The organism is Alteromonas sp. NFXS44 (assembly GCF_040148705.1).
GTDB lineage: Bacteria > Pseudomonadota > Gammaproteobacteria > Enterobacterales > Alteromonadaceae > Alteromonas.
Window position 1 is genome coordinate 419,741 of sequence record NZ_JAGDEA010000005.1, and the last position, 26,044, is coordinate 445,784.

The following is a 26,044-nucleotide window of genomic DNA, read 5'->3' on the forward strand; positions in this document are numbered from 1 at the left end:
CATCACACCCGTCTTAAAATTAATGAAATGTTCGAAACGATTCAGGGCGAAGGCGTAAAAACCGGCGTTCCGTCAGTGTTTGTGCGTTTACAAGGGTGTCCGGTGGGTTGTCCCTGGTGTGATACCAAACATACATGGACGCTGGATGAGGCGTTTTTGACAACGTCAGATGAAGTCCTGTCGAAAACCGAGGAAAGTGAAGCATGGTTCAGTATTGAAGATGAAGCGTTACTGACCCTGTTTAAAGAAAACGGATATCAGGCGAAACATATCGTGATCACCGGCGGCGAGCCGTGCATGTATGATTTGCGTCCGCTCACCTCACTGCTGCATGCGCGGGGTTACACCACGCAAATAGAAACCAGTGGTACCTTTGAGGTACTGTGTCATGAAGATACCTGGGTTACGGTATCGCCTAAAGTCGACATGAAAGGCGGCATGCCGGTGCTGACTCAGGCGCTGGAGCGGGCGGATGAAATTAAGCATCCTGTGGCTATGCAAAAGCATATTGATGAGCTGGATAGTCTGCTGGCACGGCTGGACGGAAAGCTACCGGCACATATTTGTCTCCAGCCCATCAGTCAGCAGCAACGTGCGACGGATCTTGCTATCGCCACCTGTATTGCGCGAAACTGGCGCTTATCGTTACAAACACATAAATATATCGGCATTGAATAGGTTTATGCTGTCTGTTCAGGCACGACACTAAGGATTTTAACGATGGGAAAATGGTTGTTTCCGGTTCTTCTGCTCTTAAGTGCGAGTGTGCATGCCGCACTATGGTCGATAACCTATCCGCGGCCTATAGATGAGCGTGATTTGCGCACTGAATATCCGCTGGCTTTGCTTACCCTGGCGCTGGAAAAGACAGGTGTAAAATACAGTTTACTGCCGTCAGACCGGATCATGCTGCAAGGGAAAGCGCTACGTCAGCTGCGGGAAAACCGCGAAGTGAACGTCGTCTGGAGTATGACAGACGCCCAGCGTGAAAAAGATCTGTTGCCGGTGCGCATCCCGCTGGCGAAAGGACTGATAGGCTGGCGTGTATTTCTAATCAATGAAATGAACCGCAGCCGCTTTCCACAAGCGCTGAGCAAATCTGCCTTGCTTAAACTGGTTCCTATTTCCGGTGAAGAGTGGCCGGATACCAAAATTTTGCAGGCGAACGGGTTTAACGTGTTCACCGTGCCGGCTTATGGTGATGCAGCGGAAGTACTGGAAACGAACAAGGCTGACTTCTTCCCCCGTTCAGTGATGGAAGCGCTGAATGAGCTTGAGAAGGGGAATTTGTCTTCAGACATCGTACTGGAAAACAATACGGCGATTTACTATCCCACGGCGTTGTATTTTTTCGTAAATAAAGGCAATACCACACTGGCACGGCTTATCGAGACGGGTCTGCAGATGGCAATTGAAGATGGTTCTTTCGACGCTTTGTTTTTGTCTACTTATGAAGATACGCTGAATGCACTGGAGCTCGAGAAGCGCACCACGATAGAGCTGGATAATCCGCTTTTACCTCCTCTGACACCTGTGCAAAACGATGCCCTGTGGTATAAGCCTGCCAGTATTGATGCCACCATCGATGCTATGGAAGAGAATCCCTGAAATCTGATGAAGCAGGTGGTCAACGCGCCGGCTTTATTCGCAGAGCTTGTACTAGCTGATACAAAAAAGCCCGGATTCACCGGGCTTTTGTATTTTTAACTCATGAATCAGTGGCTGTTGCCTGAGTGTACGTCTTTCATAGAACGACCTGATGGATCAGCGTTGTTCTTGAAGCTTGCATCCCATTCCAGCGCCTCAACGGTACTACAGGCGATAGACTTGCCGCCAGGTACACAGCGTGCAGCACTTTCCTGCGGGAAGTAGCCTTCAAAGATAGTGCGGTAGTAATAACCTTCTTTGGTATCAGGTGTGTTCACCGGGAAGCGGAATTCTGCTGTCGCCAGTTGCTGATCAGACACTTCTGTTTCCACGAAGTCACGGATAGAGTCGATCCAGGAATAACCTACACCGTCACCGAACTGTTCTTTCTGACGCCACAGTACTTCTGGTGGCAGCGTTTTGCCATCGTCGAAAGCTTTACGCAGGATCCATTTCTCCATGCGGCCATCCACACACATTTTGTCCTGCGGGTTCAGGCGCATTGCTACGTCCATGAAATTTTTGTCCAGGAACGGTACACGGGCTTCAACACCCCAGGCGCTGGTAGCTTTGTTGGCTCGGGCACAATCGAACATGTGCAGACGATCCAGTTTACGTACTGTTTCTTCGTGCAGTTCTTTTGCGTTCGGCGCTTTATGGAAGTACAGATAACCACCAAAAATTTCGTCAGAGCCTTCACCGGACAATACCATTTTGATACCCATGGCTTTGATCTTACGGGTCATCAGGTACATTGGCGTTGCCGCACGGATGGTGGTGGTATCGTAGGTTTCCAGATGATAGATAACGTCACGAATCGCATCCAGACCTTCCTGAATCGTGAAGTGGATTTCGTGGTGAACAGTACCAATCATATCAGCAACCTGTTTAGCTGCTTTTAAGTCCGGTGCACCTTCAAGGCCCACGGCGAAGCTGTGCAGACGTGGCCACCAGGCGTCAGACTTGTCTTCGTCTTCAACACGCTTGGCAACATACTGGGCTGCAACGGCAGAAACCAGCGATGAATCCAGACCACCGGACAGCAGCACCGCGTAAGGTACGTCAGACATCATGTGCGACTTAACGGCTTTTTCAAAAGCCACTTTCAGGTCGTCCAGATTCGTTTCGTTATCTTTTACTGCATCGTAGCTCATCCAGTCGCGCTTGTAGTACTTAGTCAGCTCGCCGGTTTTGCTCCACAGGTAATGACCCGGAGGGAATTCACTGATGGTTTTACAGATAGGCGCCAGCGCCTTCATTTCTGACGCAACATAGAAGTTGCCATGTTCGTCGTAACCGGTATACAGCGGGATAATGCCGATGTGGTCACGGGCAATCAGGTACGCATCCTGAGACTCGTCGTACAGGATAAAAGCAAACATGCCCTCAAGCTCATCGATAAACTCAATGCCTTTCTGCTCGTACAAAGGAAGAATGACTTCGCAGTCCGAGCGGGTTTTGAAATCATAAGGCGTTGCCAGATCTTTGGCGAGTTGCTTGTGGTTATAGATCTCACCGTTAACGGCCAGGATCTTATTATTATCCTGGCTGATGAGCGGCTGTGCACCAGTGTCTACATCGACGATGGCCAACCGTTCATGGCACAGGATGGTATTGTCATTATTCCAGATACCCGACCAGTCAGGGCCGCGGTGACGCAGCAACTTTGTATAATCCAGCGCTTGGGTTCTGAGTTCAGACACATCGGTTTTGATATCAAGGATACCGAAAATACCACACATAAAACGGGTTCTCTCTTGTCACTTGTTGAAAAAAAGGATTGTTTATTCTGTCGGGTCGCTTAACGCGGCCGCGGGTGAGACTTTATTGTTTTTGAAGGGTGCAAACTCCGCGTCTGTTGAATGTGCCAGTATGAGAGAAAAAAGCAAGGAATAACTTGCCGGAAACTCAAATTATCCGTCATTCAGGGCGGGTAGTGGCGGTTTTCGCGGAATATTGAAAGAGATGTTGCAAAACGGATGACTAAAAAAGCAACAGGCTGCCCGGAGGCAGCCTGTTTGCGTAAGTGCTTAGCGCTGGAATTCGCTGGCTGCATTCCATTTCGGCCAGCTGTCAGCATTGGCCACATCTGTACCCACTTCAAACAGCATTTGCGTATCCTGGGCGATGCCTGATAAATCCCACTCCTTGCGGAATTCATCACAAACCTGGTGATAACAACCGGTTACGATGACATTCATGCGTTTGCGGTAGGAAGCCGTTTCAGCATCCCAGGGTTCGTCTCCGCCTTCTGCGTACAGAGCCGGTACGCCTTTCTTGGCGAAGCTGAAGTGATCAGAACGGTAGTAAGAGCCGGCTTCCGGACGGTCTTCCTGTGTCAGATAACGGCCCTGACGGGTTGCTGCTTTTTCCAGATAGGTTTCCATTTCTGATTTACCCATACCGACAACACTGACATTTTTCGTTTTACCCAACACGTTCATGGCGTCCATGTTGATGTTTGCAACGGTTTTCTCCAGCGGGATAACAGGATGATCAGCATAGTATTTTGAACCCAGCAGTCCTTGCTCTTCAGCCGTCACGATCAGAAACGTTACTGAGCGGGCAGGGCGGGGCGTCAGTTCACCGAATGCTTTTGCCATCACAATGGCGGCTGCTGAACCGGTGGCATTGTCATGGGCACCATTGTAAATCTGATCACCTTTCAGGCTTTCATCTTTACCCAGGTGATCCCAGTGAGCAGTGTAAATGACGTGTTCATCAGGCTTTTTTGCACCCGGAAGGGTGGCAATCACGTTATGGCTGACAGATTTTTGAAAGGTGTTCTTCACTGTCACAGAGGCGGTTAAGCCCATGTCTTTGTGATAGGGCCCCTGCAATGCTGCCTTTTTCTCAGCATCGAAATCCAGGCCTGCGTCGGCAAAGACTTTCTTTGCCGCATCCAGTGTGAGCCAGCCTTCTACAGCAACCCGGCTGGCGCCGCCATCCTGAGATACCAGGCCGTATTGAGGGCCACTCCAGCTGTTGGCAACCACTGACCAGCCGTAAGAAGCTGGTGCTGTTTCATGCACAATAATCGCACCGGCAGCACCCTGACGGCTGGCTTCTTCGTATTTGTAACTCCAGCGGCCGTAGTAGGTCATGGTTGTGCCCTGGAACTTACCGGACTGAGGATTTTCGAAACCCGGGTCATTCACCAGAATCACCACAGTTTTGCCTTCTACATCCAGACCTTCATAGTCATTCCAGTCATATTCCGGTGCATTAACACCATAGCCGACGAAGACGAGTTCGGAGTCTTTCAGATCGATAACTGATTGTTCCCGTTTAGAACCGGCAACCATGTCTTCTTTATAACGGAAGGTGTTATCACCAATGGTCATCGTCATGTCGGGATCGGCAGTGATTTCCATTAGATCCACAGGTTGCAGGTAGCTGTCACCGTTACCCGGTGCTAACCCGGCGGCTTTGAATTCTGAAACAAGAAAGTCCAGTGTTTTCTGTTCACCCGGTGTGGTGGGAAGGCGGCCTTCAAACTCATCAGAAGCCAGTGTTTGCAACGGTCCGCTGATGTCTTCAGCAGTGATCCCTGCGTATACGCTGTCAAAATTGGCTGTGCTGCCAGCCTGGGCAGTATCTGCCGGTGCGGGTTGATCGCTGCTGCAGGCAGAAAGTCCTGCTGCAGAAAGACCGACCAGCGCCGGTACCATAAATGGCAAAAGAATTTTTTTCATTGTTAGTCTCTGTTTGCTCTACAATAACCTCCCAGTATAGAGAATCAATCACACCGAACCAATACATCGCTTATGAATTCCACCGCAGAGAGTTGGTCATCTGCCATAAATCGTTCCAATCTTGCTTTTTCTGTCCGTGAGCTGTTAACCCGCACCGGCCTTGACGGTGAAACAGAATTTCCGTCAGCGGCTGTTTTAAATGACGTTGTCCGCCGGCATCACCCTGTGAACTGGCCGGGTCCTGAATTTAAAGGGCAGTCTTCTTTTGCGCTTTCTGAACAACGTTATTATGAACAGATCATCTTTGAAGATAATGTCGTGCCCACCAGGGAAAACAGCTGGCATGACCTATTCAATGCATTGATCTGGTTGCAGTTTCCACTAACGAAGCGATGTCTGAATAATCTGCATATGCAGGATATAAGTCGTTTCGGCGTAAGCCCCCGTACACCGGCAAGAAATCGTATTACCCATTTTGATGAATGTGGTGTTGTGATTGCTGTACCGGACGATATGAAGGCTCAGGCTGAACCTTTACTCAATGCACTGGCGATGCATAACTGGCAACAGGTTCTGGTTGAACACAGAGACAAATGGGGTCAGTTATTGTTTCCGGTGATATTCGGCCATGCCAATCTCGAAATGTTATTGAACCCGTTTACCGGCCTGACGGGTAAATGGATGGCGGTCACAGTGCCCCCGGGATTTGCTTCTATGTCATTCGAACAACAATGCAGGGAGACGGATTGCGCAATGGAGCAGAAAATCGCTTCTTGTGATGTCTTTCAGAGTAAAGGCATGCTTCATCCTTTACCGTTACTGGGCGTGCCCGGCTGGTACCCGGTGCAGGACCGGCAGTTCTACGCTAGTACGGATTATTTTCGGGCTGTATCCTCTAAAAAGCAACTGCAGATGCCACTGATTTAGTACTGTCCAGCGGGGTAAAGCGTTCCTGCAGTGCTTTCAACCTGCCAGTACAAGGTTACAGCAATACGAAAAACAGCCAGATACCGTAAATGATGGTGACAGGGGCCGCTGCAACCACCCGGGCTTTTTTGTTGCTGAAACTGGTCCACTGACCAATTGCCACCGCGGTGAGATAAATTGACCATAGCATATCGAGCCGGAACTGACCGATATTGTAAAACGCTGAGTCCGGTGTCAGTCCAAATATCCATGTAAAGGTAAGCGGGCTGAGACTGGCCGGGTCTATTTCGTGAGTGCTGGCCATCACCAGTACCAGCAGTGCCGCAAAACTGGTAAGCAGAGAGGGAAGTGCGGTCCACCATGTCATTCCGTACCAGTCAGTAAAACCCTGTACTGATTTTTCATCATTCCGGGCCATAAATGTGAGGTATCCGGCATAGATGGCATTCAGGATTATGACGCCAAGAAATACGCTGACAATCGTGCTCCACATCACGAATCCCTGAGTCATCCGTTCTGTAAATGCCTCTTTTTCTGCCGGACTCACGTCACCCAGTTGCATGTCTGCAATAAAGTTTCTGTACCAGTCGAAATCAATGGTCTGGAAATACAGATAAACCGGAACAAGGCTCATACTCATTAAGATAAAAAACGGAACCCATGACCAGTTGTCAGTGGTAGCCAGCTTTCTGAAAACGCCGTTCGGGCGAAAGAAAGTCTCGCTGATGGCCTGAAAGGGATTGGATATTTCCTGCATAATTACTCCTTTATTTGCGTACAGATGCCATTTTTTCCTTAATTAACAATGCTGGCACACGGAACATTCTTTGTTACCTTAGAGAAAAATGCTGCCTTTGTATACTGACCCTGTACAGAAATATTCTGTCGCATTTTTTTGCTTGAAGAGTGTAATAAAGTTGATTCAAAGTAGACTAGGTTTACTTCTCTTCCGGTAAACGGATAACGGAATTAATAATATCAACAAAGGAAACGCGATGATTGAAATCAGTCAGTTGGCGAAAAAATTCACCATCGAAAACCCGAAAAAATTGAGTGAACAGGAGAAAAAGGATCCCCGGCTGAAAGGGAAATTTTTCCATTCTGTGCAGGATGTTTCGCTAAATTGTGCTTCCGGTGAAGTACTCGGGCTACTCGGGCCTAACGGTGCCGGCAAAACCACCACATTACGTATGCTATCGACAGCGCTGAAGCCCGATACAGGAAGCATCACCATCAATGGTGTTGATGTACTTAAAAAGCCGGTGCTGGCCCGCCAGAAAATCGGTTTTTTATCCGGTTCGACCGGCCTGTATGGTCGTCTTACCGGCAGAGAGAATATTGCCTATTTCGGCCAGCTTCACAATATGTCGAAAGCCCGTATTGAAGAAAGAATTCAGTCGCTGGCCGATTTGCTGGATTTGCACAGTTTCCTGGATCGACGGTGTGAGAATTTTTCTACCGGTATGAAACAAAAAACGGCAATTGCCCGGGCGGTTATCCATAGTCCCGAAGTGGTCATTCTGGATGAACCCACCACGGGACTGGATATCATGGCCGCGCAGACAGTACTGAACTTTATCCGCGGTTTGAAAGAGCAGGGGATCCCGGTGATTTTCTCCACCCATCACTTAGAGGAAGTTTCGGAACTGTGCGACCGGGTGACCATCGTCAATCATGGACGTACGGTATTTAACGATGATATTGCCACTTTCAGAGCGCTGTCGCCGGGTTCAATGAGCAGTGCATTTTTATCGGCTTTAGGGACGGAGGCGTAATATGTGGTTGGTATTTTTAAAAGAAATTAAAGAGTTAGTACGGGACAGAAAAACACTGTTTTTCATGATTGCCCTGCCTCTGCTGGTGTTTCCTGCTATTTTCGGGGTGGTAACATTTGTTTCTTCAAAGGCTATATCAGATGCTCAGTCTGAAGTGCTTGACTATGCCATCAGTGGTGCAGAATACGCGCCCGAACTGGTATCAAAAATTGCGGAGTCAAAAGACTTTAATCTGGTAGCGTTACCGGAAAACGAAAACATAGAAAGCTGGGTTAAGAATGAACAGGCTGATTTCGTGCTTGTGATCCCGGAAAACTATAATGACGATATTCTCTCAGGCGGACAGATTACCCTTAAGGTTTACTTAAATGATGCGGGTCTCAATTTAGTCCTCTCACGCCTGCAGGCTATCGTAAACGAAATTTCAGAACGCAATCAGCAGGCTGCTTTTGCGCAACTGGGTCTCACCGAAAGTCAGCAGACAGCGCTCATTGAGCCCATGGTCATTGAAAAAGTAGATGTGGCTGACCAGCGGGAAAACTGGGGTGAGAAGATTGGTGGTTTTATTCCCTATATTATTTTTATGTTGTGCCTGCAAGGCGCCATGATACCGGCAACAGATTTAGGCGCCGGGGAAAAAGAAAGAGGTACCCTGGAAACACTGCTCATATCGCCTGTACCCCGCCATCATCTGGTGATGGGAAAATTCTTTGCCATTGCCCTTGCCGGGGTGACCTCAGCCATGGTCACGGTAGCAAGTATGGCTGTATGGGGCATTGTGCTGAGTCAGGGCATGGCCATACAACTGGTGGCTGAATTTATGGGGGCCATCAGCGGCACAGATTTTTTACTGATTTTCTTCATGCTCATTCCGGTGGTGGCAATTTTCTCATCCATTCTTTTAAGTTTGTCTATTTATGCCAGAAGCTTCAAAGAAGCGCAGGGCTATATGACACCGCTGGTGATGTTTACCATCGTGCCGGTGATCATGGCAATGTTACCCGGTGTCGAGTTGAAAGGTGGCTGGGCATGGGTTCCGCTGACGAATGTGGCGCTGGCGATAAAAGAGCTTATTAAAGGCACAATGGATTATGTGCAGCTGATAGCCATTTTCGGTTCCACCGCACTCATTGCAGCGGCGCTTATCGGTTTTTGTGTTTACTGGTTCAACAAAGAAAAAGTGTTGTTCAGATAATCAGGTAAATTGTTACCGGCAATAAAAAGCCCCGTTCACCATGGTGAACGGGGCTTTTTGCTATTCAACCGTTATCAGAAATACGTCATGTTCAATAACACCAGCACAATGGTGCTGTATGTAATGGAAATGGGTAGTCCGATTTTGATGAAATGTGAGAAACGATAATTCGCCGCATTAAATACCAGCAGGTTAGTCTGGTAACCGTATGGCGAAATAAAGCTCGCACTGGCAGCAAATGCAACAGCCAGGGCGAATGGCATCAACGGTGCACCGATAAGTCCGGCAACGCCATAGGCGAAGGGGAACATCAGGGCTGCCGCAGCATTGTTGGTCACAAACTCTGTTAACACCAGGGTAGCCAGATAAACTGTACACAGGGCGACAAACCAGTTTGTGTCAGAAAGATACGGCATCAGAAAATCAGTACTTAAACTGATAACACCGGCATTTTCCAACGCACTGGCCAGACTGAGTGCACCGACAATAACTACAATCAGATTCAGTGGCAGATTACGTTTGATTTCTCCGTTACTGGTGACTTTCGCACCTACCAGTATGGCAGCAAAGAACAGCAATCCGATGCCAAGGTTTAACGTATCCGTTGCTGACAAGGCCACCACCAGTAAGAAACCACCCATAGTGATCCATTCCTGCCAGTTGGTCAGTGGTCTGGAGATTTTCTGCTCAGACAGTATGAAGAAATTCTTCGACAGGTTCTGTCTGGTCTGGAAATCCGGACCAGTTGCCAGTAACAGGAAATCACCGGCTTGCAGCTTAATTTCTCCCAGTTTACCGGAAAGCTGCTCACCATCACGGCGAATAGCCACAACGGCGGCATCAAACAAGGCCCTGAAACCCAGTGCTTTAATCGTTTGTCCGATAATCTGCGCACGGTTAGAGATGATCACTTCCGTGAGGTTTTCCCGCAGTATGCCGTCAGCTTCAGCGAACATGGTTAAGCCTTTAATGTGGCTTAAGCTGTCCAGCTTCTGTACATTGCCGGAAAAAATCAGCTTATCACCCTGATGGATAATAAGTTCCGGTGACACAGGGCTGATAAGTTGTCCGTCCCGCACAATTTCCACCAGAAAAAGCTCAGGCAGGTTCCGCAGATGGTTTTCCTCGACGGTTTTGCCAATCAACTCAGAGCCCGGCTCCACTTCTGCTTCCACAATGTAAGCGCGGTAGTCGGTTTTCTTATTGGCAATGTCCGGCAATAAGGTCGACAACACAAACATCAGGAAGCCACAGCTTAATCCGGCAGCCAGACCATAGAGCGTAAAATCCCAGAATGCGAAACCCGGATGGCCGTGTTCCTGCAAAAATGAGTCTACGATCAGGTTCGTTGACGTACCAATCAGCGTGACTGTGCCACCTAAAATGGCCGAGTAAGACAACGGAATTAGCAGGCGCGATGCCGGGTGATACTGGTTTTGTTTTACTGGCCCGATTAAGCTGGCCACAATCGCGGTGTTGTTAAGCAGGGCTGACGAGAAAAACGACAGACCGAACAACCGCCAGTAGGAAACAGTAAAACTGGGCGTGATGAGCTTACGTCCAATTTGCTTAATCAATGCTGTTTTATCAATAGCACTGCTGACTAGCAGTAAAAGGACCAGTGTGATCAGGCCTTTATTGGTTAAGTTATTAAGGATCTCATCGAAGGTGATTTGTTGGGATACAAGTAAAATAAGCATCGCCACCGCGAAAATGGTGGAAGGACGCATATTCGACGCAACTAGTGCAAAAATGGTGCTGAAGAAAACCCCCAGCACCATCAATTGGTTGACATCCATATAAACCGTTCCGGCTCGTTACAGTTTACTGATGTCGAGCGCGTTCCAGTGTGGGAAGTGCTTGCGAACCAATTCGTTGAATTCCAGCTCAAAAGCAGAGAACTCAGGCGTTTTGTGTTGCTTGTCTTCGGCCAACTGGTCGATGATCATACCTGCACCAACGGTACCGTTAGTCAGGCGGTCAATTACAATGAAAGCACCGGTCGCACGGTTGCGCTCGTAGCTGTCACAGGCAACAGGCTGAGTGAATTTCAGGTCAACTACGCCAATTTCGTTCAGATTAAGATGCGCACCCGGCTTTTGTTCCATGGTGTTAACATCAATCTGATACTCTACTTCTGATACAGAACCTGAAGTCGATTTGGTCGCAAATTTAAACAGATACTGTTTATGCGGCATCATCGGTTCTTCAGACATCCATACCAGGTGAGATTTAAACTGGCTGGACAGCAGCGGCAAATTGTCAGACTTAACAATCATGTCACCACGGGAGATATCGATTTCATCTTCCAGTGTTAACGTAACGGCCTGTGGTACATAAGCACGCTCCTGATCGCCTTCAAACGTTACGATAGATTTAACTTTTGAAGTCTTCATGGAAGGCAGGGCAGTGATTTCATCACCAGGCGCAACCTGACCGGATACCACGGTACCGGCGAAACCACGGAAATCCAGGTTTGGACGGTTTACATACTGAACCGGGAAGCGGAAGTCGTCTTTGTTGTCATCGTTACCGATTTCAATGGTTTCCAGCATTTCCATTAGTGGCTTGCCAGTATACCAGGGCGATTGTTCGCTGCGGTTTACTACGTTGTCACCTTCAAGGGCTGACAGCGGGATGAACTGAATATCAGGGATGTTCAGATTTTCTGAAAACTTCAGGAAGTCCGCTTTGATGTCTTCAAATACTTTTTCACTGAAGCCCATCAGATCCATTTTGTTCACTGCAACGATAACGTGCTTAATGCCCAAAAGGCTGGCAAGGAACGAGTGACGGCGGGTCTGAGTTTTCACTCCGGCGCGGGCGTCGACCATCAGGATGGCCAGGTCACAGGTAGACGCACCGGTAACCATGTTACGGGTGTACTGTTCGTGTCCAGGGGTATCCGCGATGATGAACTTACGCTTATCGGTAGAGAAATAGCGGTACGCTACGTCGATAGTAATACCTTGCTCACGCTCAGACTGCAGACCGTCAACCAGCAGCGCCAGGTCAACTTTGTCACCGGTGGTGCCGCTCTTCTTGCTGTCTTTGGTGATCGCAGCCAGCTGATCTTCATAAATCATTTTTGAGTCATGCAGCAGGCGGCCAATCAGGGTACTTTTACCGTCGTCTACGCTACCGCAGGTGAGAAAGCGCAGCAGGTCTTTCTGTTCGTGCTGTTCAAGGTAGCCCAGTACGTCTTCTTTCAATAATTCGTTATCTACATTCATTGCTTATGCGCTCACTAAGAAATAGGGGTTCAACACAGATTCTTTCTGGTTATATGTCAGGTCAGGGGCATCTCCGGCCAGCGGGTTTGCGCCGTCCAGTACAGTCACTTTCGCACCTGCTGCTGTGGCAACTGCGTGGGCCGCGCCGGTGTCCCATTCAGATGTGGGGCCTAAACGCGGATACAGGTGGGCTTCACCTGAAGCGACCAGGCACAGTTTCAATGAACTGCCCATGGCTACCAGTTCCGCTTCACCGCCGAGATCTTCCAGCAGTTTCTGGATTTCAGGGCTCTGGTGAGAACGACTGCCTACCACTTTCCAGACTTCACCGTCTGCGTGTTTTTTCGCGGAAATCGGTGCAAAACCGCCTTCGTTTTCAATCCACGCGCCTTGTCCGTCAATACCGATGTAAGAACGTTTCAGGGCCGGTGCGTAAACCACACCCATTACAGGCTTACCGTTTTCGATAAGGGCGATGTTTACCGTAAATTCACCGTTTTTCTTGATGAATTCTTTAGTGCCATCCAGCGGATCAACAAGCCAGTATTTATCCCAGCCGCGACGCTCATCCCAGGGAATATCCGCAGATTCTTCTGACAGGATAGGGAGGTCAGATACCGCTTCTAAGCCAGCAACGATAACGTTGTGTGCAGCAAGGTCCGCTTCTGTCAGCGGGCTGGTATCTTCTTTTTCATAAATAGCGAAATCTTTTTCGTAGATTTCCATGATTTTGTCACCAGCTTGTTTGCTGATGGCGAGAATTTTTTCTGCTAATGGATCAGGTAATGCCATTACACAAGTCCTTTTTCTTCAAGCATGGCGTACAAACGTTCCGCAGTTTGTTCTGCCGGCTCGTCTTTATACGTCAGGTGGATCTCCGGGTTCACCGGTGCTTCATAAGTGGAAGAGATACCGGTGAAATGTTTGATTTCACCTGCACGGGCTTTTTTGTAAAGCCCTTTTGGATCCCGTGATTCACACACGTCCAGCGGGGTATCGATAAACACTTCCACAAACTCACCTTCTTCAAGCAGATTGCGGCAATAGTCGCGGTCAGCCTGAAATGGCGAGATAAATGCGGTGAGTACAATCACACCGGAATCGACAAACAATTTAGCCACTTCACTGACACGGCGGATGTTTTCAACGCGGTCTTCATCACTGAAGCCCAAATCGCCACATAGACCGTGGCGTACATTATCGCCATCCAGCAGATAAGTGTGTTTGCCCTGTTCCTGGAATTTTTGTTCCAGCAGGTTCGAAATGGTGGATTTACCGGAACCGCTGAAGCCTGTCAGCCACAGCACACGAGGCGTCTGACCAAGGCTTTCGGCACGGGTCTTTTTATTGACCTCGTACTTGTGCCATACGATATCCGTCGACATCAGAAGTATCCTTCCATTTTCTTCTTCTCCATAGAACCGGAGCTGTCGTGGTCGATAACACGGCCCTGACGTTCGGAGGTCTTGGTCAGCAGCATTTCCTGAATAACTTCAGGCAGGGTCGCTGCAGTAGACTCAACGGCACCGGTCAGCGGATAACAGCCTAAGGTACGGAAACGTACTGAACGCATTTCCGGTGTTTCACCTTCTTCCAGCGGCATACGATCGTCATCAACCATAATTAATACGCCATCACGCTCTACTACAGGACGAGGTTTCGCCAGGTACAGAGAAGGAATATCGATGTTTTCCAGGTAGATGTATTGCCAGATATCCAGCTCAGTCCAGTTAGACATCGGGAATACACGGATGCTTTCGCCTTTGTTTACGGATGAGTTGTAGATGTTCCACAGCTCGGGACGCTGGTTTTTCGGATCCCAGCGGTGGTTGCTGTCACGGAATGAGTATACACGCTCTTTCGCACGTGATTTTTCTTCGTCACGGCGGGCACCACCGAATGCAGCATCGAATTTATACTTGTTCAGTGCCTGCTTCAAAGAAGCGGTTTTCATGATGTCTGTGTGCTTTGCACTACCGTGGCTGAACGGACCAACACCGGCATCAACACCTTCCTGGTTGATATGCACTAACAGATCAAAGCCATGTTTTTCCGCTTGCTGGTCACGGAACTCTATCATTTCGTGGAATTTCCACGTGGTATCAACGTGTAACAAAGGGAAGGGGATTTTGCCAGGCGCGAAGGCTTTGCGGGCAAGGTGTAACAGCACTGAGGAATCCTTTCCGACAGAATATAACATGACCGGATTATCAAATTCCGCAGCAACTTCGCGGAAAATGTGGATGCTCTCGGCTTCGAGTTGTTTCAAATGGGTAATAGACGGTATATCAAGTGTCATTTTCGAGTCCGATAGTTAAGGTTATATGCTAAACGATTATATATATAGAACCCTAACATATTTAGATCACAAAGTAGTAATTCCGATTTGCTATACGAAATAGCCGTTTTATTACCTTGAAACGAATTTGTCATAACAAAAAGCCGCTTATAAAAAGCGGCTTTCTGGTTACGTATTAACGGTGTAATTCGTGCTTAAGCTAGACGTGCTTTGAGGCCTGAAGCTTTTCACTAAAGCTGTCGAAAACCTCAGTAACACCTTCCCGGGGGGAACCGCTTTTACTGAGCACAATGATAGTTAAGCTGGATAAAATAAAGCCCGGTACGATTTCATACATCCAACTGCTTAAACTTTGTCCGTCAATGGTGAAAGGCAGGTAAATCCAGAGCAATACAGTTACGGCTCCCACAATCATTCCGCCCAGTGCTGCACGGCGGGTCATATCACGCTTAAACAGGCTGAACAGCACCAGCGGGCCGAATGCCGCACCGAAACCTGCCCAGGCATTACTGACCAGCGAGAGAATCGTGCTGTCACGGTCGTAGGCCAGGTAAATAGCCACTAATGCGACAATAACAACGGAAATCCGCCCGGCAAGTACCAGCTCTTTATCTGACGCATCACGTCTCAGGAACGCTTTGTAAAAATCGCTGGTGAGGGAACTGGATGTCACCAGTAACTGTGATGAGATGGTACTCATGATGGCGGCAAGAATAGCTGCCAGCAGGAAACCACCCACAAGTGGATGGAACAGTAACTGAGATAAATAGATGAATATGGTTTCCGGATCGATGCTATTACCGTTTTGCGTCACGTAAGCCAGTCCGAACAGGCCTGTCATTAACGCACCGATGATGGAAACGATCATCCAGCTCATACCAATGTTACGGGCAGTGGGCACATCTTTGACTGAACGGATAGCCATGAAACGCACAATGATGTGAGGCTGTCCGAAGTAACCAACACCCCATGCCATCAATGACAGAATACCTATCAGTGAAAGTGCTTCACCACTTTTGGCGTCGGTAAAGGCGTCAAATAACGCCGGGTCGATGGATTTAACTGCATCTACCGCTTCGCCCGGACCGCCTAACTGCATCACGACGACTACCGGTACCATCACCAGAGACACAAACATAATACAGCCCTGGACGAAGTCAGTGATACTTACTGCCATAAAGCCGCCGAACAGGGTATAAGCCACAACCACACCGGTAGTGACATACAGTCCGGTTTCATAGCTCAAACCAAAGGATGATTCGAACAGTTTACCCCCTGCAACCACGCCGGATGACGTATAAAGAGTAAAGAATATGACAATCACCACCGAGGCAATAACACGGAGCAACCGGGAATTGTCTGCGAAACGGTTTTCGAAATAGTCGGGGAGGGTAACAGCGTTGTTAGCAATTTCTGTGTATAAGCGCAGGCGCGGGGCAACAAGTATATAGTTTGCGAAAGCACCAATGGTGAGACCAAGTGCAATCCAGCCTGCGGAGATCCCGGAAACATACATGGCGCCAGGCAGGCCCATCAGCATCCATCCGCTCATATCAGACGCACCGGCAGACAGTGCGGTTACCGCCGGGCCCAATTGTCTTCCGCCCAGCATGTAACCTTCCACGTCACTATTAGTCTGGCGGTAAGAGAAAAGTCCGATGCCGAGCATGGCCGCAAAATAAATGCCCAGAGAAATCAGCGTACCTGTTTCCATATTATTCCTTCCTGTTTTTTCTTTTATGCTAACAGGAAGTAGATACAGTCTCTATGGCAGTCTGGTTTATCTGTCTTTTCAATCGGGCATTTAACTTTGCACCTGACCGGTTTGCGTGAAATTCACACAAGCTGGCAGATTATGCAGAAAAGCTGATGCTGCTTTTTACTTTTTTCACCAGCGGATTCAGATCAGCACCTTTATCGCCTACCACCATAATGCTGGCGTTTTGCAGGGACCAGCTTTCGCCGTGATACTTTTCATCGGCGAAGGCAGGCGGCACCGGATTGCTGTCATTATGGGGCATAACAAACACCGACATTTTCCCCTGCTCTGTGTTTAAAATCAGATGCAAGGTTTGCTGGCGGTTAAGATGGCAGTAGTTGGCCACAGCCACATCACCGATAGACTGTAAAAATGTACCGCCGAAACCGGCCAGTTTCGCATTGACCTGCTGCATGCCAACCTCAATGCCGGAATGGGGTGTTTCAATTTCAGCGTAGCGCATGTGTGCCAGAGCTTCTGTGCCGATATCTGCAGGCGCCTGATTGAATACCATGGTGCCGGTAACACCGGCCATAAATGCCACGGAAGCGGCCATGGCAATAAACCACCGGCTGCGGCGCTTATGACGGTTGAATTCACCGGTAGCCTGTTGCCAGATGAGCTTATGCGCCAGATCGTCGGGTACAGGCACTTTGGCTGCCTGCAACAATTTACCGTCAAGTTGCTGAAGTGACGATTTCAAAGCGGCTTTGTCGCTGTCGCCTTTAATGGCGGCCAGCATGTCTTTGTCTGTCGTATTGGGATCGGCATAAATACGACGGCGGAATTCTAAATCATCCATTATGGCGACCTCTCTGTTGTGCTGAATCACTCTCCAGCATGTCTCTGAGTTGATTACGGGCGCGGAATAAGCGCGTCATCACGGTATTTTTATTCAGCGACAGTTGCTCTGCGATTTCCTCACCGGAATAGCCGAAGATGAGCTGCAGGATCAATGGCTCCCGGTAGTCTGCAGGTAATCTGGCAATGAGTATCCGGAGTTCTTCTGTGTCATCCCCGTTTCCGGCATGAAATGCTTCGTCAGCCACCGGCACATCATCAATGTCCACCGTCTCAAGCTGTTTGCGTTCAAATCGTCTGGCATTCTCCCGCCTGACAATGGTGATAAGCCAGGACTTAGCTGACTTCTCATCCTTCAAACTGTCCAGTGAGCGCCATGCCCGCAGGAAGGTTTCCTGAACAATATCTTCAGCTACCGCCGGGTCGCGGGTGAGCCAGTGCGCATAGCGATAAATATCGCCATGAAATGCGTGAACCAGTGCTTCGTAACGTTGTTGTTTTTCTTTCATGACAGTTAAGACCTGTCGCATGTCAGAAAACTTTCAGTATGAGAGAATATTTTTAGCCTGGCAGGATAGAGAGAAGCAGGCAACCTTAAATGGTTGCCTGTTTAACGTGTTGGCTTTTTACAAAGATTGTTGCTGTTCAATCCAGCGGTTAATCTTTTCTTCCAGTACTGACAAGGGCACCGGTCCGTCTTTTAACACTTCATCGTGGAAGCCTGCATAGGTGAATTTATCCCCCAGCGCCTGTTGCGCCTTACTACGCAGTTCCATAATTTTCAGTTTGCCAATCATATACGCTGTGGCCTGGCCCGGCATGGCGATGTATCTCTCAATTGCTTTAACCACGTCAGGTTCAGGGTTGGGGGTGTTTTCCAGTAAGTACTGAATCGCTTCTTCCCGTGACCACTGTTTAGCATGCATGCCCGTGTCTACCACCAGACGGCATGCGCGCCATAGTTCCATAGCAAGGCGGCCGAAATCTGAATAGGGATCTTCATAAAAGCCCATATCTTTCGCCAGCTCTTCCGTATAAAGGCCCCAGCCCTCGGTATAGGCTGTAGCACTCAGGTACTTTTGAAATTCAGGAATACCATCAAGCTCCTGTGCAATAGCCCGCTGCATGTGGTGGCCCGGGATCCCTTCATGGTAGGCCAGTGCTTCCAGCTGATAGGTGGGCATGGCGTCCATGATGTAAAGGTTGGCGTAATAGGTACCGGGCCGGCTGCCATCCTGAGAAGGACTTTGATAAAACGCCTTACCGGCAGATTGTTCGCGGAAGAGTTCAACACGTTTTACTATCATGTCTGCTTTCGGAATTAAGCCGAAATAATCCGGCAGCGCTTTTCGCATTTCGTCAACTGCCTGCGTGGCCGCCTGCAAGTATTCTTCACGGCCCTCATCCGTGTCCGGGTAATAAAACTGAGGATCGGTGCGCATGAATTCGAAAAATTCCTGTAACGACCCGTCGAAACCGACCTTGTCTTTGATGGTTTCCATGGCCTTGTGGATACGTTCTACATTATCCAGCCCGATCTGATGTACTTCTTCAGCGTTAAGATCTGTCGTTGTGAACCAGGCGAGGCGGTTTGCATACCATTTGTCACCGTCGGGCAGGCGCCACACGCCGTCACCTTCCGGTGAAAGGGTTTTCTGGTGAGCGAAAGCGGCCATTATCGCTTCGTAAGCCGGTTTAACCGAGGTGACCAGAGCAGCTTTGCCTTCGCCCAGCAGGGTCTGTTTTTCAACATCATCAACGGGCAGCGCGTTTACCTTGTTCTGAAAATCTTCCCAAATGGTTGAAGGGGTCTCTGAAGTATCAAAAGGCGCGCCGGTAATGACATTTTTCGCGGCGGCAATCATCTGGTCGTAGGCCCATTTCGGAGGATACACGCCGGCTTTTTCCCGCAGTGTCATTTGCTCTATAACCTGATCGAAATATTCATCTACCTTATCCAGACGGGAAATGTAGGCTTTAGCGTCAGATACATCACTGACGCGATGAATATTGATCAAAAAACTTGGTACGCTGGTGTGCGCCGCACGGAACTGATGAACAACATAAGTATGGTGTCTGAATTCATCGTTAGCGAGGTCACGTTCTATGCCCATACGGTAAAGGCGTAAACTGAGCTTTTCCTGCTCAGTGAGCATTTCAGGGTTAAAGCTGTCCAGTTCTTCAAGACGATTTTTCTTAATGGCGATGGTCTGCTCTTTATGCTCTTCGCTCAGATCATTCCATTCGCCGTAATTCCATTTTTTCCCGAGCCGGCTTTGAAATTCCGGTGAGCGCTTCAAATCTTCTTCAAACGACCGTTCAAAAAACGCGTTCAAACGCTCAGATTCGCTTTGATTGGCTAGGGTGCCGGCTGGTGGCTCCGGTTGCGCTGGTGCAGCAGTTTCCGGTGCCGGTGAACAGGCCGTCAACGCTGCAACAAGCAGCGCCAGCGGCGTAAATTTAAATGATGAAAGTGTTTTCAAACTGAGTCTCCCGGTAAATATTGTGCTTGTACGGAAGACGCAGAGATCAGGATGACTGGCCTTCCGGATACAGAGGTGGCAGCGCTGAATTGCTCTGCTTCGTGTTCTGTTGCCTGATGGCCTGAATACTCTGTAACAGTGCCTTTCTATCCCATTGTTGTGGCTTATCGCTATATTGACTCGATAACATGGCATCAATTTGCGGTTGAAGACCGGATTTTCTGAGATAAATGTTTGCCGGCACGGCGGGACTATGTTGTTTGCCAGCCAGAAATGCCCACTGTCTGAGCGCTTTTTGTACTTCTCCCGGTGCACCGGACTGAATGACGTTTTGCAGCGAATTAAACGCCTGCTTTTCGTCATTGCCTGCAGAACCGCGCCCATCTGATGGCTTTTCAGCTTGCATCACCGGACGGCGTCTGAAGTAAATGACAGTAATAATCCAGCCGGCAAGCGTCACTATCCATAATGCAGAGACAATCCACAGCAGGGTATCGTTACTTTCTGCCGGTGCAGCTTGCGGCACCGTTCCTTGAGCACCTTGCGGTATCTCCGGCTGTGCAGCGGGGGCGGGCAGGGCTGTATTATCAGATTGCGCCTGAGTAAGCGGTGCAGGCTGAACCTGCGTTGCCGTTGCTGAAGCCGGCGCTACGGTAATTTTCTTCGCCGGTAACCGGGCGGTTTCCGTTTTACCGGTCAGCACATTAAACCAGGGCACAGTTACCTCAGGTAGAATGAAGTCGCCGGCCTGAGTGGGGATCATCGCAAGCGTCTCGACCCGCTGGGCGATGAGCGTATTGTTTTTGTTTACGGTAGCCGTACTGGCCTGGTCAGGGTAGAGCTTGAATCCGGGCGGATACATCTGAGGTAGTTCAGGTAACTGCTCTTCCACTACACCCATTGCTGTCAGGGTGATAGTGCGGGTAACCGGTTCACCTACAGTAAAAGACGATTGTTGCGGCCACTCTTCGTTCAGTGACACATATTCGCCGGGTAACCAGTGGTAATCAATATCAGCAGGCACGGGCTTGACGTGAATAGTAATATCCGGACCGAGGCGGTTGATTTGCTTCGTGCGGTTGAAGAAACCAAAGCGGGTATTCGGATCCTGAGCCAGAACTTCACCGGCGAATACTGGTCCCTTAATGGTAAATTCGCCTGAGCTTTGCGGCACAATTGCGAACGTACGCTCAATAACCTGATACCGCTTACCGTTCACAATATCAGAATATTGCTTGTCGTCACCTAACTGCTGAATTTGCGCATCCTGAAGTTCTGGTGCCTGCAGGCTTCCACGTTCAATATTGGACGCCAGATATAATTTGGCAGTGTAAAGTAACTGCTGGTGAAGATAGACCTCACTGGTGTCCACATCCGTCGTTAAATAATAATCTCTGGCGGGTTCATCCTGACCGGCTTGTACCGGAATCACGTTTACCGTCAAAGGTTTTGTTTGTTTTCCTTCTACAGTCAGCGCAGGGATCGTAAAGTTACCTTCACCACGGGGAAACAGAGTAGTCGTCCAGGTAACGGTTTCTTCTTTATCAAAGTTGATAATACGTGTTTGTGTGCTCACCGATGTGCGGCCAACCACAAAGTCTTTCAGTAAGGGGGAGCTGTCGAACGCTTCCCTGGCAGGATCACCCTGAGCGGTGACAGTTAATTGTATCGCTTCGTCCACCATCACCGGGTTTTTATCAATAGTAGCTTCAACCCGGGTGACGTCAGCCAGTGCCGGATGTGCCAGGCACAGAAAGAGAAAGATTGAAAAGAGAGATTGTTTCATTACCACTCGCTCCGGTTTGATGGCGGTCCCTGACGACGTCGTTGTTGTGCTTCAAGTTGCATTTTGCGTTTAAGCAGGAATGCAGGATCATCAGGGATTTTCTTCATCAAATTATCCAAACGTTGCATTTTTTCTTTTTCTTCGTCTGTCAGTTCGCCGGTCTGAGCCTGCGCTGACTGATTTTGTTGCTGTTGATCACCTTCTTCTGCCTGTGCAGGAGATTGAGACTCGCTATCTTCGTTTTCTTCTTCCTGTCCGTCAGCTTGTTCATTCTGTTGTTCCTGGCCGGGCGACTGAGACTCTTCATTGCGATTTTCGCTCTGCTGCTCCTCTCCTTCACCGCCTTGCTGTTGCTGGTCACCGGAAGACTGTGACTGCTCGTTCTGTTGCTGTTCGTCGCTGCCGTTATTCTCATCATTTTGACTCTGCTGGCCGTCCTGAGGCTGCTGGTTATCCCCGTTCTGATCCTGCTGGTCCTGATTTTGTTGCTGGTTTTGCTGTTCCTGCTGTTGCTTTTCCTGCTCCTGTTTCATTTGCTCAAGCAGGGCTTTATTGGCTTTCGCATCAGCATGCTCCGGATCCCGCTTTAATACTTCATCGTAACGGGCAATGGCGTCATCCAGCTTCCCCAGTTGCGCCAGCGCATTGCCCTGGTTGTACACGGCATCTGTACTGTCTGAGCGGGAAAATGCATCCAGTGCCTGCTCATAATTACCGGACTCATAAGCTGCTGCACCTTGCCATTCCGCAGATTTGAAGGTATCTGCAGCGGTATCAAAGTTGCCAGCGTCGTATTCCTTCGCTCCCTGCTGGTCGGCATTCAGAAACGGCGTTTCATACCAGGAAGTTACCGGCGTTTCTGCTTCCGGTTCCCCGTCTGTGACCGGCCCGCCGGCCTGTGCAAAGGCCGGTTGTGGCGTGGCAACAAGCAAAGGAACCAGTAATAGGGTGAGTACTACTCCGCGACGGAAAGCGTAAGCGGCAAAGGGTAAAATCAACAACAACAGCCAGGGGCCCGGCTCTGCCCACTGATCGCCATCCTGAGACGTTTGTTCTCCGGTTTCTTCTGCGTTGTTGTGCAGTAAATTCCGGCCTGTAATACGTTTAATATCACTGTCGCCAGCAGACAGCTTGCTGTATGCACCGCCCGACGCACTGGCGAGATTTTGCAGTTGCTGACCCCGTAGTTTAGGGATAACAATCTGACCGCGCTGATCTTTTAATAACTGCCCGTCAAGCTGGCGGATTGGCGCACCTTCTTCCGTGCCGATACCTAAAATATTGACTGTATAAGGCAACTCACTGATAAGAGAGCGCAGATCCTGAGCCTGTGGCAGGGTAATACCGTCGGTCAGCCAGTAAATATTCCCTTGCTGATAGCCGGCGTTTTGCAGCAAGTCTGCCGCTTCCTGAATGCCCCGGTAAGGATCACTGCCCGCGACAGGCATAATCTCGGGGCTTAAACCGGGTAACAGGGCAACCAGGTTGCCGGCATCCGCAGTCAGCGGACTGATAGTGAATGCATCACCGGCGTAGGCGACCAGTCCCGTTTCGCCTTCATCAATGCTGTTTATCAGATCAATGGCTTTATATTTTGCACGGGTTAATCTGTCCGGCGATACATCGGTTGCACGCATCGACAGCGACATATCAATGACCACAACATGGCCTTCCTGTACCTGAAATACAGGCTGGGGCAAACGCTCCCAAACCGGCCCTGCAAGGGCAACCACACAGACAAACCAGCACAAAGCAAGAAGACTGAGCGGAGCCTGTTTTCCTGCAACGGCTTTGCCGGCAATCAGATGCTGATAAAGATGAGATGGGATAACACTTTGCCAGCCTGACTGACTGCGGCGATATTGCCTGATAAGCAAGATCAGCAGACACAGGGGGAGCAGGGCGGCAAACCATTCCGGGCGGAGAAAATGAAAATCGTGAACAGGAAAATTCATGCTTGTCCTCCTGCGCGTGTACGGCCGCTTACCCGGTACCAGATATTTTTGAAGCAATAAAGCAGCGCCGGTAACACTGTTAACAGTAAGGCCAGCGATAACGGATAAAAGAACAGGGCAGTGCGGGGACGGAGTTTTCTTGCTTCCCCTTCGATGGGCTCAAGTTTGTCCAGCGTCTCATAAATACTGTTCAGTTCCTGTGCATTGCGGGCACGGAAATACTGACCACCGGTAGATTCCGCAAGATCGGTGAGCATATCTTCGTCCAGCTCCTGAGAAGGGTTGACCTGACGGCTGCCAAAAAAGCTGCGGATGAGCATTTTATCTGCCCCGACGCCGATTGTATAAACCGTCGCGCCGCTCTCAATTGCCAGTTCTTTAGCCTGCTCCGGAGTGATATTTCCTGCCGTATTCTGACCGTCGGTCAGCAGAATCACCACTTTGTTGGAGTCTTCACGTTTTTTAAAACGTTTTACCGCAAGACCTATCGCATCGCCGATAGCCGTTTGCTCCCCGACCAGACCAATGACAGATTCATCCAGCAGGGTAGCAACGGTCTGACGGTCGTAGGTAAGCGGTGCCTGAAGGTAAGCGGTGTCTGCAAACAGAATTAAACCGAGACGGTCGCCGACACGGCGTTCAATAAAATCGTGGAGGACAGATTTTATCATGACCAGGCGGTTAACCTGACGGCCGTTAACTTCCATATCATCAATTTTCATACTGCCGGACAAGTCCACCGCGAGCATTAATTCCCGGCCTTCATTGGGGATACTCACCGGTTCGCCCAGCCATTGGGGGCGGGCAGCGGCGCAGACCAGTAAGGTCCAGCTTAAGACAGCAATGAGCGTCAGCCACCGGGAGCGGCCGGGTTTATTCACAGCGCTTTCGCTACCCGGAATTAATGCGGGCACTTTCAGTGCCGCGCCCTGAGAACGTGGCTGTGCCGGAAGCAACATAAATAATAAAGGTAACGGAAGGGCGAACCATGCCCACCACCATGCAAATTCAAACATTGCGGGCTGACTCCTTTACAGAACTGCGTAAAGAAAAGGTATAAATACGCGCTTTTCGCACCCATAACAGGGCAGCGGATTTCATCGCTTCTGCCTGTTCCGGTGTGACGCCTTGCGGACGGTACATGTTACTGTTCGCCGGTGAAAATCCTGCGGTAAATGATGCGCGTTCTTTTTCGGGCAGGGCTGTCGTTAAGTAGTGCTGCCATTGTTCTCCCGACCTGGATGAAGCCATTGCCTTTTCATCATAGTGACGGCTGACCCGCTTCAGGATGGCATTGATATTTGCCGGGGCTGTACTCACTTGCGTATCTGTGCTGGCAAGTAAGGTGAGGGCTTCCCGTTTCGCACCGGTAAACCTGTGATGTTTCCGCCAGACGATGACGGCACTGATAAGAATAATAAGTACAACAGCAATCAGCGCCCACCAACCCCAGGCAAGCGGCCACGCGCTGACGTCAGCCGGTGTGTGAATGGCTTTTAACTGATCTAACGGATTTTGTCCGGCAGGAGGTGTCATCGTGGCTGCCCCCCCAGCATTTCAAGCTGTTGCTCCAGCGGTAAACCGGCGGAAACCTGGCTGAATTTAATCATTTTCGACTGGAAGAAGCTTTCAATACCCGTTTTTACTTCACCCCGCCACTGACTGTATTTTTTACTCAGGGACTTATCGCCCAGCAGCCAGCTTTGTTCATCTGCGCCATTGGTCACGCTGACCTGTTGAGATACCGCTACGTCGGGCAGATGGGTATCCATAGGATCGCCCACGCGGATAGCATGTACGTCGCAATGTCTGGCGAGATGACTGAGGGGCTGTTCTGCGCCTTGCTGCAGGTTTTCAAAATCGGAAATTAAGTAAACCAGACTGCCCGGCCTGGCTAACCGGCGTAACCTGAGGCAGGCATCTGAAAATGCCTGTGACGTCTGCGCGTCTTTTTGAGCGACCCCTTGCTGCACGCGGATCAATTCGTGACACAGAGATAACACAGCACGCTGACGGGAAAGCGGCTTACACTCCCGGTGCATGGTGTCGTTAAAAATAAATGCACCGACTTTATCGCCCCGTGCGGCGGCAGACCAGCTCAGCAGGGCGGCGATATGGGCAGCCTGAACAGATTTCAGCAGCAACTGACTACCAAACTGCATGCCGGCGGTTAAATCGCATAAAATAAATACCGGCCGTTCCCGCTCTTCACGGTATATTTTCGTGTGGGTTTTGCCGGTGCGGGCGGTGACCCGCCAGTCGATTGCACGGATATCGTCGCCCGGCTGGTAATGCCTGGCTTCATCAAACTCCATGCCTCTGCCTTTGTGCCGGCTCAGGTAACCACCGGACATCAGCGCCCTGGGCGGTGTAGCCGGTTTCAGATTTAGCAGTTTGGTTAGTTGCTGGTAACGGATCAACTCACTCAGCGACAGATTTACCCCGTCGCTTTTCAGTGCCGCCAGCGTATCATGTACAGCGTTCATCAG

General features: G+C 49.6%; 22 protein-coding genes. 5 read left to right on the forward strand and 17 right to left on the reverse strand.

The window, feature by feature from the left end; translation table 11 throughout:
- The first annotated feature begins 27 nt into the window (after positions 1-27).
- Together queE and J3369_RS07140 are read left to right on the forward strand one after the other, a co-directional pair.
- Positions 28-678, forward strand: a complete 651-nt coding sequence (gene queE, locus J3369_RS07135) for a 7-carboxy-7-deazaguanine synthase QueE (RefSeq protein WP_349586207.1) — start codon at positions 28-30, stop codon at positions 676-678.
- A gap of 42 nt (positions 679-720) precedes the next feature.
- Positions 721-1,608 (forward strand): type 2 periplasmic-binding domain-containing protein, encoded by an 888-nt coding sequence (locus J3369_RS07140; RefSeq protein WP_349585360.1) that lies wholly within the window; start codon positions 721-723, stop codon positions 1,606-1,608.
- A 107-nt stretch (positions 1,609-1,715) separates the two neighbouring features.
- On the opposite strand, the gene asnB is transcribed toward J3369_RS07140, so the two are convergent.
- Positions 1,716-3,389: an asparagine synthase B gene (gene asnB, locus J3369_RS07145; RefSeq protein ID WP_349585363.1), complete on the reverse strand. Its 1,674-nt coding sequence runs from the start codon at positions 3,387-3,389 to the stop codon at positions 1,716-1,718.
- Between the two features lie 288 nt (positions 3,390-3,677).
- A complete protein-coding gene (locus J3369_RS07150) occupies positions 3,678-5,342 on the reverse strand; it encodes a M28 family metallopeptidase (protein WP_349585366.1) in 1,665 nt (554 codons plus the stop codon).
- Between the two features lie 72 nt (positions 5,343-5,414).
- Here J3369_RS07150 and J3369_RS07155 point away from each other — a divergent pair, with 72 nt between their 5' ends.
- Positions 5,415-6,269, forward strand: coding sequence for a DUF3025 domain-containing protein (locus tag J3369_RS07155; protein WP_349585368.1), 855 nt, complete (start codon positions 5,415-5,417; stop codon positions 6,267-6,269).
- Between the two features lie 55 nt (positions 6,270-6,324).
- Here the strand turns inward: J3369_RS07155 and J3369_RS07160 are convergent, their stop codons facing one another.
- Complete coding sequence (locus J3369_RS07160) at positions 6,325-7,026, reverse strand: Yip1 family protein (RefSeq protein WP_349585371.1); 702 nt, start codon at positions 7,024-7,026, stop codon at positions 6,325-6,327.
- A gap of 238 nt (positions 7,027-7,264) precedes the next feature.
- Here J3369_RS07160 and J3369_RS07165 point away from each other — a divergent pair, with 238 nt between their 5' ends.
- Both J3369_RS07165 and J3369_RS07170 read left to right on the forward strand, forming a co-directional pair.
- Complete coding sequence (locus J3369_RS07165; protein WP_349585374.1) at positions 7,265-8,044, forward strand: ABC transporter ATP-binding protein; 780 nt, start codon at positions 7,265-7,267, stop codon at positions 8,042-8,044.
- Between the two features lies 1 nt (position 8,045).
- On the forward strand, positions 8,046-9,239 hold the full coding sequence (locus tag J3369_RS07170; RefSeq protein ID WP_349585377.1) for an ABC transporter permease: 1,194 nt from the start codon (positions 8,046-8,048) through the stop codon (positions 9,237-9,239).
- Positions 9,240-9,313: 74 nt separating this feature from the next.
- Here J3369_RS07170 and J3369_RS07175 read toward each other — a convergent pair whose 3' ends face one another.
- From J3369_RS07175 to J3369_RS07240, 14 genes are all read right to left on the reverse strand, one after another.
- Entirely contained in the window at positions 9,314-11,038 is a 1,725-nt protein-coding gene (locus J3369_RS07175; RefSeq protein WP_349585380.1) for an SLC13 family permease, read from the reverse strand.
- Positions 11,039-11,056: 18 nt separating this feature from the next.
- Positions 11,057-12,472, reverse strand: coding sequence for a sulfate adenylyltransferase subunit CysN (cysN, locus tag J3369_RS07180; RefSeq protein WP_349585382.1), 1,416 nt, complete (start codon positions 12,470-12,472; stop codon positions 11,057-11,059).
- A 3-nt stretch (positions 12,473-12,475) separates the two neighbouring features.
- Entirely contained in the window at positions 12,476-13,264 is a 789-nt protein-coding gene (cysQ, locus tag J3369_RS07185) for a 3'(2'),5'-bisphosphate nucleotidase CysQ (protein ID WP_303575026.1), read from the reverse strand.
- Positions 13,264-13,857 (reverse strand): adenylyl-sulfate kinase, encoded by a 594-nt coding sequence (gene cysC, locus J3369_RS07190; RefSeq protein WP_119500757.1) that lies wholly within the window; start codon positions 13,855-13,857, stop codon positions 13,264-13,266. Before cysC ends, cysQ begins: the two co-directional genes overlap by 1 nt.
- The gene (gene cysD, locus J3369_RS07195) at positions 13,857-14,771 is read right to left on the reverse strand and encodes a sulfate adenylyltransferase subunit CysD (protein WP_119500758.1); all 915 of its coding nucleotides are present in this window, start codon (positions 14,769-14,771) and stop codon (positions 13,857-13,859) included. Before cysD ends, cysC begins: the two co-directional genes overlap by 1 nt.
- Positions 14,772-14,970: 199 nt before the next feature.
- A complete protein-coding gene (gene putP, locus J3369_RS07200; protein ID WP_349585388.1) occupies positions 14,971-16,485 on the reverse strand; it encodes a sodium/proline symporter PutP in 1,515 nt (504 codons plus the stop codon).
- A 139-nt stretch (positions 16,486-16,624) separates the two neighbouring features.
- Positions 16,625-17,332, reverse strand: coding sequence for a DUF3379 family protein (locus J3369_RS07205; RefSeq protein WP_349585391.1), 708 nt, complete (start codon positions 17,330-17,332; stop codon positions 16,625-16,627).
- Positions 17,325-17,840, reverse strand: a complete 516-nt coding sequence (locus tag J3369_RS07210) for a sigma-70 family RNA polymerase sigma factor (protein ID WP_349585394.1) — start codon at positions 17,838-17,840, stop codon at positions 17,325-17,327. The genes J3369_RS07205 and J3369_RS07210 overlap by 8 nt, the downstream gene beginning before the upstream one ends.
- A gap of 117 nt (positions 17,841-17,957) precedes the next feature.
- On the reverse strand, positions 17,958-19,814 hold the full coding sequence (locus J3369_RS07215) for a DUF885 domain-containing protein (RefSeq protein ID WP_349585397.1): 1,857 nt from the start codon (positions 19,812-19,814) through the stop codon (positions 17,958-17,960).
- Positions 19,815-19,860: 46 nt separating this feature from the next.
- The gene (locus tag J3369_RS07220; protein ID WP_349585400.1) at positions 19,861-21,600 is read right to left on the reverse strand and encodes a BatD family protein; all 1,740 of its coding nucleotides are present in this window, start codon (positions 21,598-21,600) and stop codon (positions 19,861-19,863) included.
- Positions 21,600-23,555 (reverse strand): vWA domain-containing protein, encoded by a 1,956-nt coding sequence (locus tag J3369_RS07225; protein ID WP_349585403.1) that lies wholly within the window; start codon positions 23,553-23,555, stop codon positions 21,600-21,602. Before J3369_RS07225 ends, J3369_RS07220 begins: the two co-directional genes overlap by 1 nt.
- Complete coding sequence (locus tag J3369_RS07230) at positions 23,552-24,571, reverse strand: vWA domain-containing protein (RefSeq protein WP_349585405.1); 1,020 nt, start codon at positions 24,569-24,571, stop codon at positions 23,552-23,554. Before J3369_RS07230 ends, J3369_RS07225 begins: the two co-directional genes overlap by 4 nt.
- Entirely contained in the window at positions 24,564-25,091 is a 528-nt protein-coding gene (locus J3369_RS07235) for a DUF4381 domain-containing protein (RefSeq protein ID WP_349585408.1), read from the reverse strand. The genes J3369_RS07230 and J3369_RS07235 overlap by 8 nt, the downstream gene beginning before the upstream one ends.
- Complete coding sequence (locus tag J3369_RS07240) at positions 25,088-26,041, reverse strand: DUF58 domain-containing protein (RefSeq protein WP_349585411.1); 954 nt, start codon at positions 26,039-26,041, stop codon at positions 25,088-25,090. Before J3369_RS07240 ends, J3369_RS07235 begins: the two co-directional genes overlap by 4 nt.
- Between the last annotated feature and the right edge of the window lie 3 nt (positions 26,042-26,044).

Bases quoted from the DNA above. Each gene is read 5' to 3' on its own strand.
- J3369_RS07235 (WP_349585408.1), bottom strand. From the start codon at position 25,091: ATGACACCTCCTGCCGGACAAAATCCGTTAGATCAGTTAAAAGCCATT.
- cysN (WP_349585382.1), bottom strand. From the start codon at position 12,472: ATGAATGTAGATAACGAATTATTGAAAGAAGACGTACTGGGCTACCTT.
- J3369_RS07230 (WP_349585405.1), bottom strand. From the start codon at position 24,571: ATGTTTGAATTTGCATGGTGGTGGGCATGGTTCGCCCTTCCGTTACCT.
- J3369_RS07220 (WP_349585400.1), bottom strand. From the start codon at position 21,600: ATGAAACAATCTCTCTTTTCAATCTTTCTCTTTCTGTGCCTGGCACAT.
- J3369_RS07165 (WP_349585374.1), top strand. From the start codon at position 7,265: ATGATTGAAATCAGTCAGTTGGCGAAAAAATTCACCATCGAAAACCCG.
- J3369_RS07140 (WP_349585360.1), top strand. From the start codon at position 721: ATGGGAAAATGGTTGTTTCCGGTTCTTCTGCTCTTAAGTGCGAGTGTG.
- J3369_RS07210 (WP_349585394.1), bottom strand. From the start codon at position 17,840: ATGAAAGAAAAACAACAACGTTACGAAGCACTGGTTCACGCATTTCAT.
- J3369_RS07225 (WP_349585403.1), bottom strand. From the start codon at position 23,555: ATGAATTTTCCTGTTCACGATTTTCATTTTCTCCGCCCGGAATGGTTT.
- cysQ (WP_303575026.1), bottom strand. From the start codon at position 13,264: ATGGCATTACCTGATCCATTAGCAGAAAAAATTCTCGCCATCAGCAAA.
- J3369_RS07150 (WP_349585366.1), bottom strand. From the start codon at position 5,342: ATGAAAAAAATTCTTTTGCCATTTATGGTACCGGCGCTGGTCGGTCTT.
- asnB (WP_349585363.1), bottom strand. From the start codon at position 3,389: ATGTGTGGTATTTTCGGTATCCTTGATATCAAAACCGATGTGTCTGAA.
- J3369_RS07170 (WP_349585377.1), top strand. From the start codon at position 8,046: ATGTGGTTGGTATTTTTAAAAGAAATTAAAGAGTTAGTACGGGACAGA.
- putP (WP_349585388.1), bottom strand. From the start codon at position 16,485: ATGGAAACAGGTACGCTGATTTCTCTGGGCATTTATTTTGCGGCCATG.
- J3369_RS07240 (WP_349585411.1), bottom strand. From the start codon at position 26,041: ATGAACGCTGTACATGATACGCTGGCGGCACTGAAAAGCGACGGGGTA.
- J3369_RS07160 (WP_349585371.1), bottom strand. From the start codon at position 7,026: ATGCAGGAAATATCCAATCCCTTTCAGGCCATCAGCGAGACTTTCTTT.
- J3369_RS07175 (WP_349585380.1), bottom strand. From the start codon at position 11,038: ATGGATGTCAACCAATTGATGGTGCTGGGGGTTTTCTTCAGCACCATT.
- queE (WP_349586207.1), top strand. From the start codon at position 28: ATGTTCGAAACGATTCAGGGCGAAGGCGTAAAAACCGGCGTTCCGTCA.
- cysD (WP_119500758.1), bottom strand. From the start codon at position 14,771: ATGACACTTGATATACCGTCTATTACCCATTTGAAACAACTCGAAGCC.
- cysC (WP_119500757.1), bottom strand. From the start codon at position 13,857: ATGTCGACGGATATCGTATGGCACAAGTACGAGGTCAATAAAAAGACC.
- J3369_RS07205 (WP_349585391.1), bottom strand. From the start codon at position 17,332: ATGGATGATTTAGAATTCCGCCGTCGTATTTATGCCGATCCCAATACG.
- J3369_RS07155 (WP_349585368.1), top strand. From the start codon at position 5,415: ATGAATTCCACCGCAGAGAGTTGGTCATCTGCCATAAATCGTTCCAAT.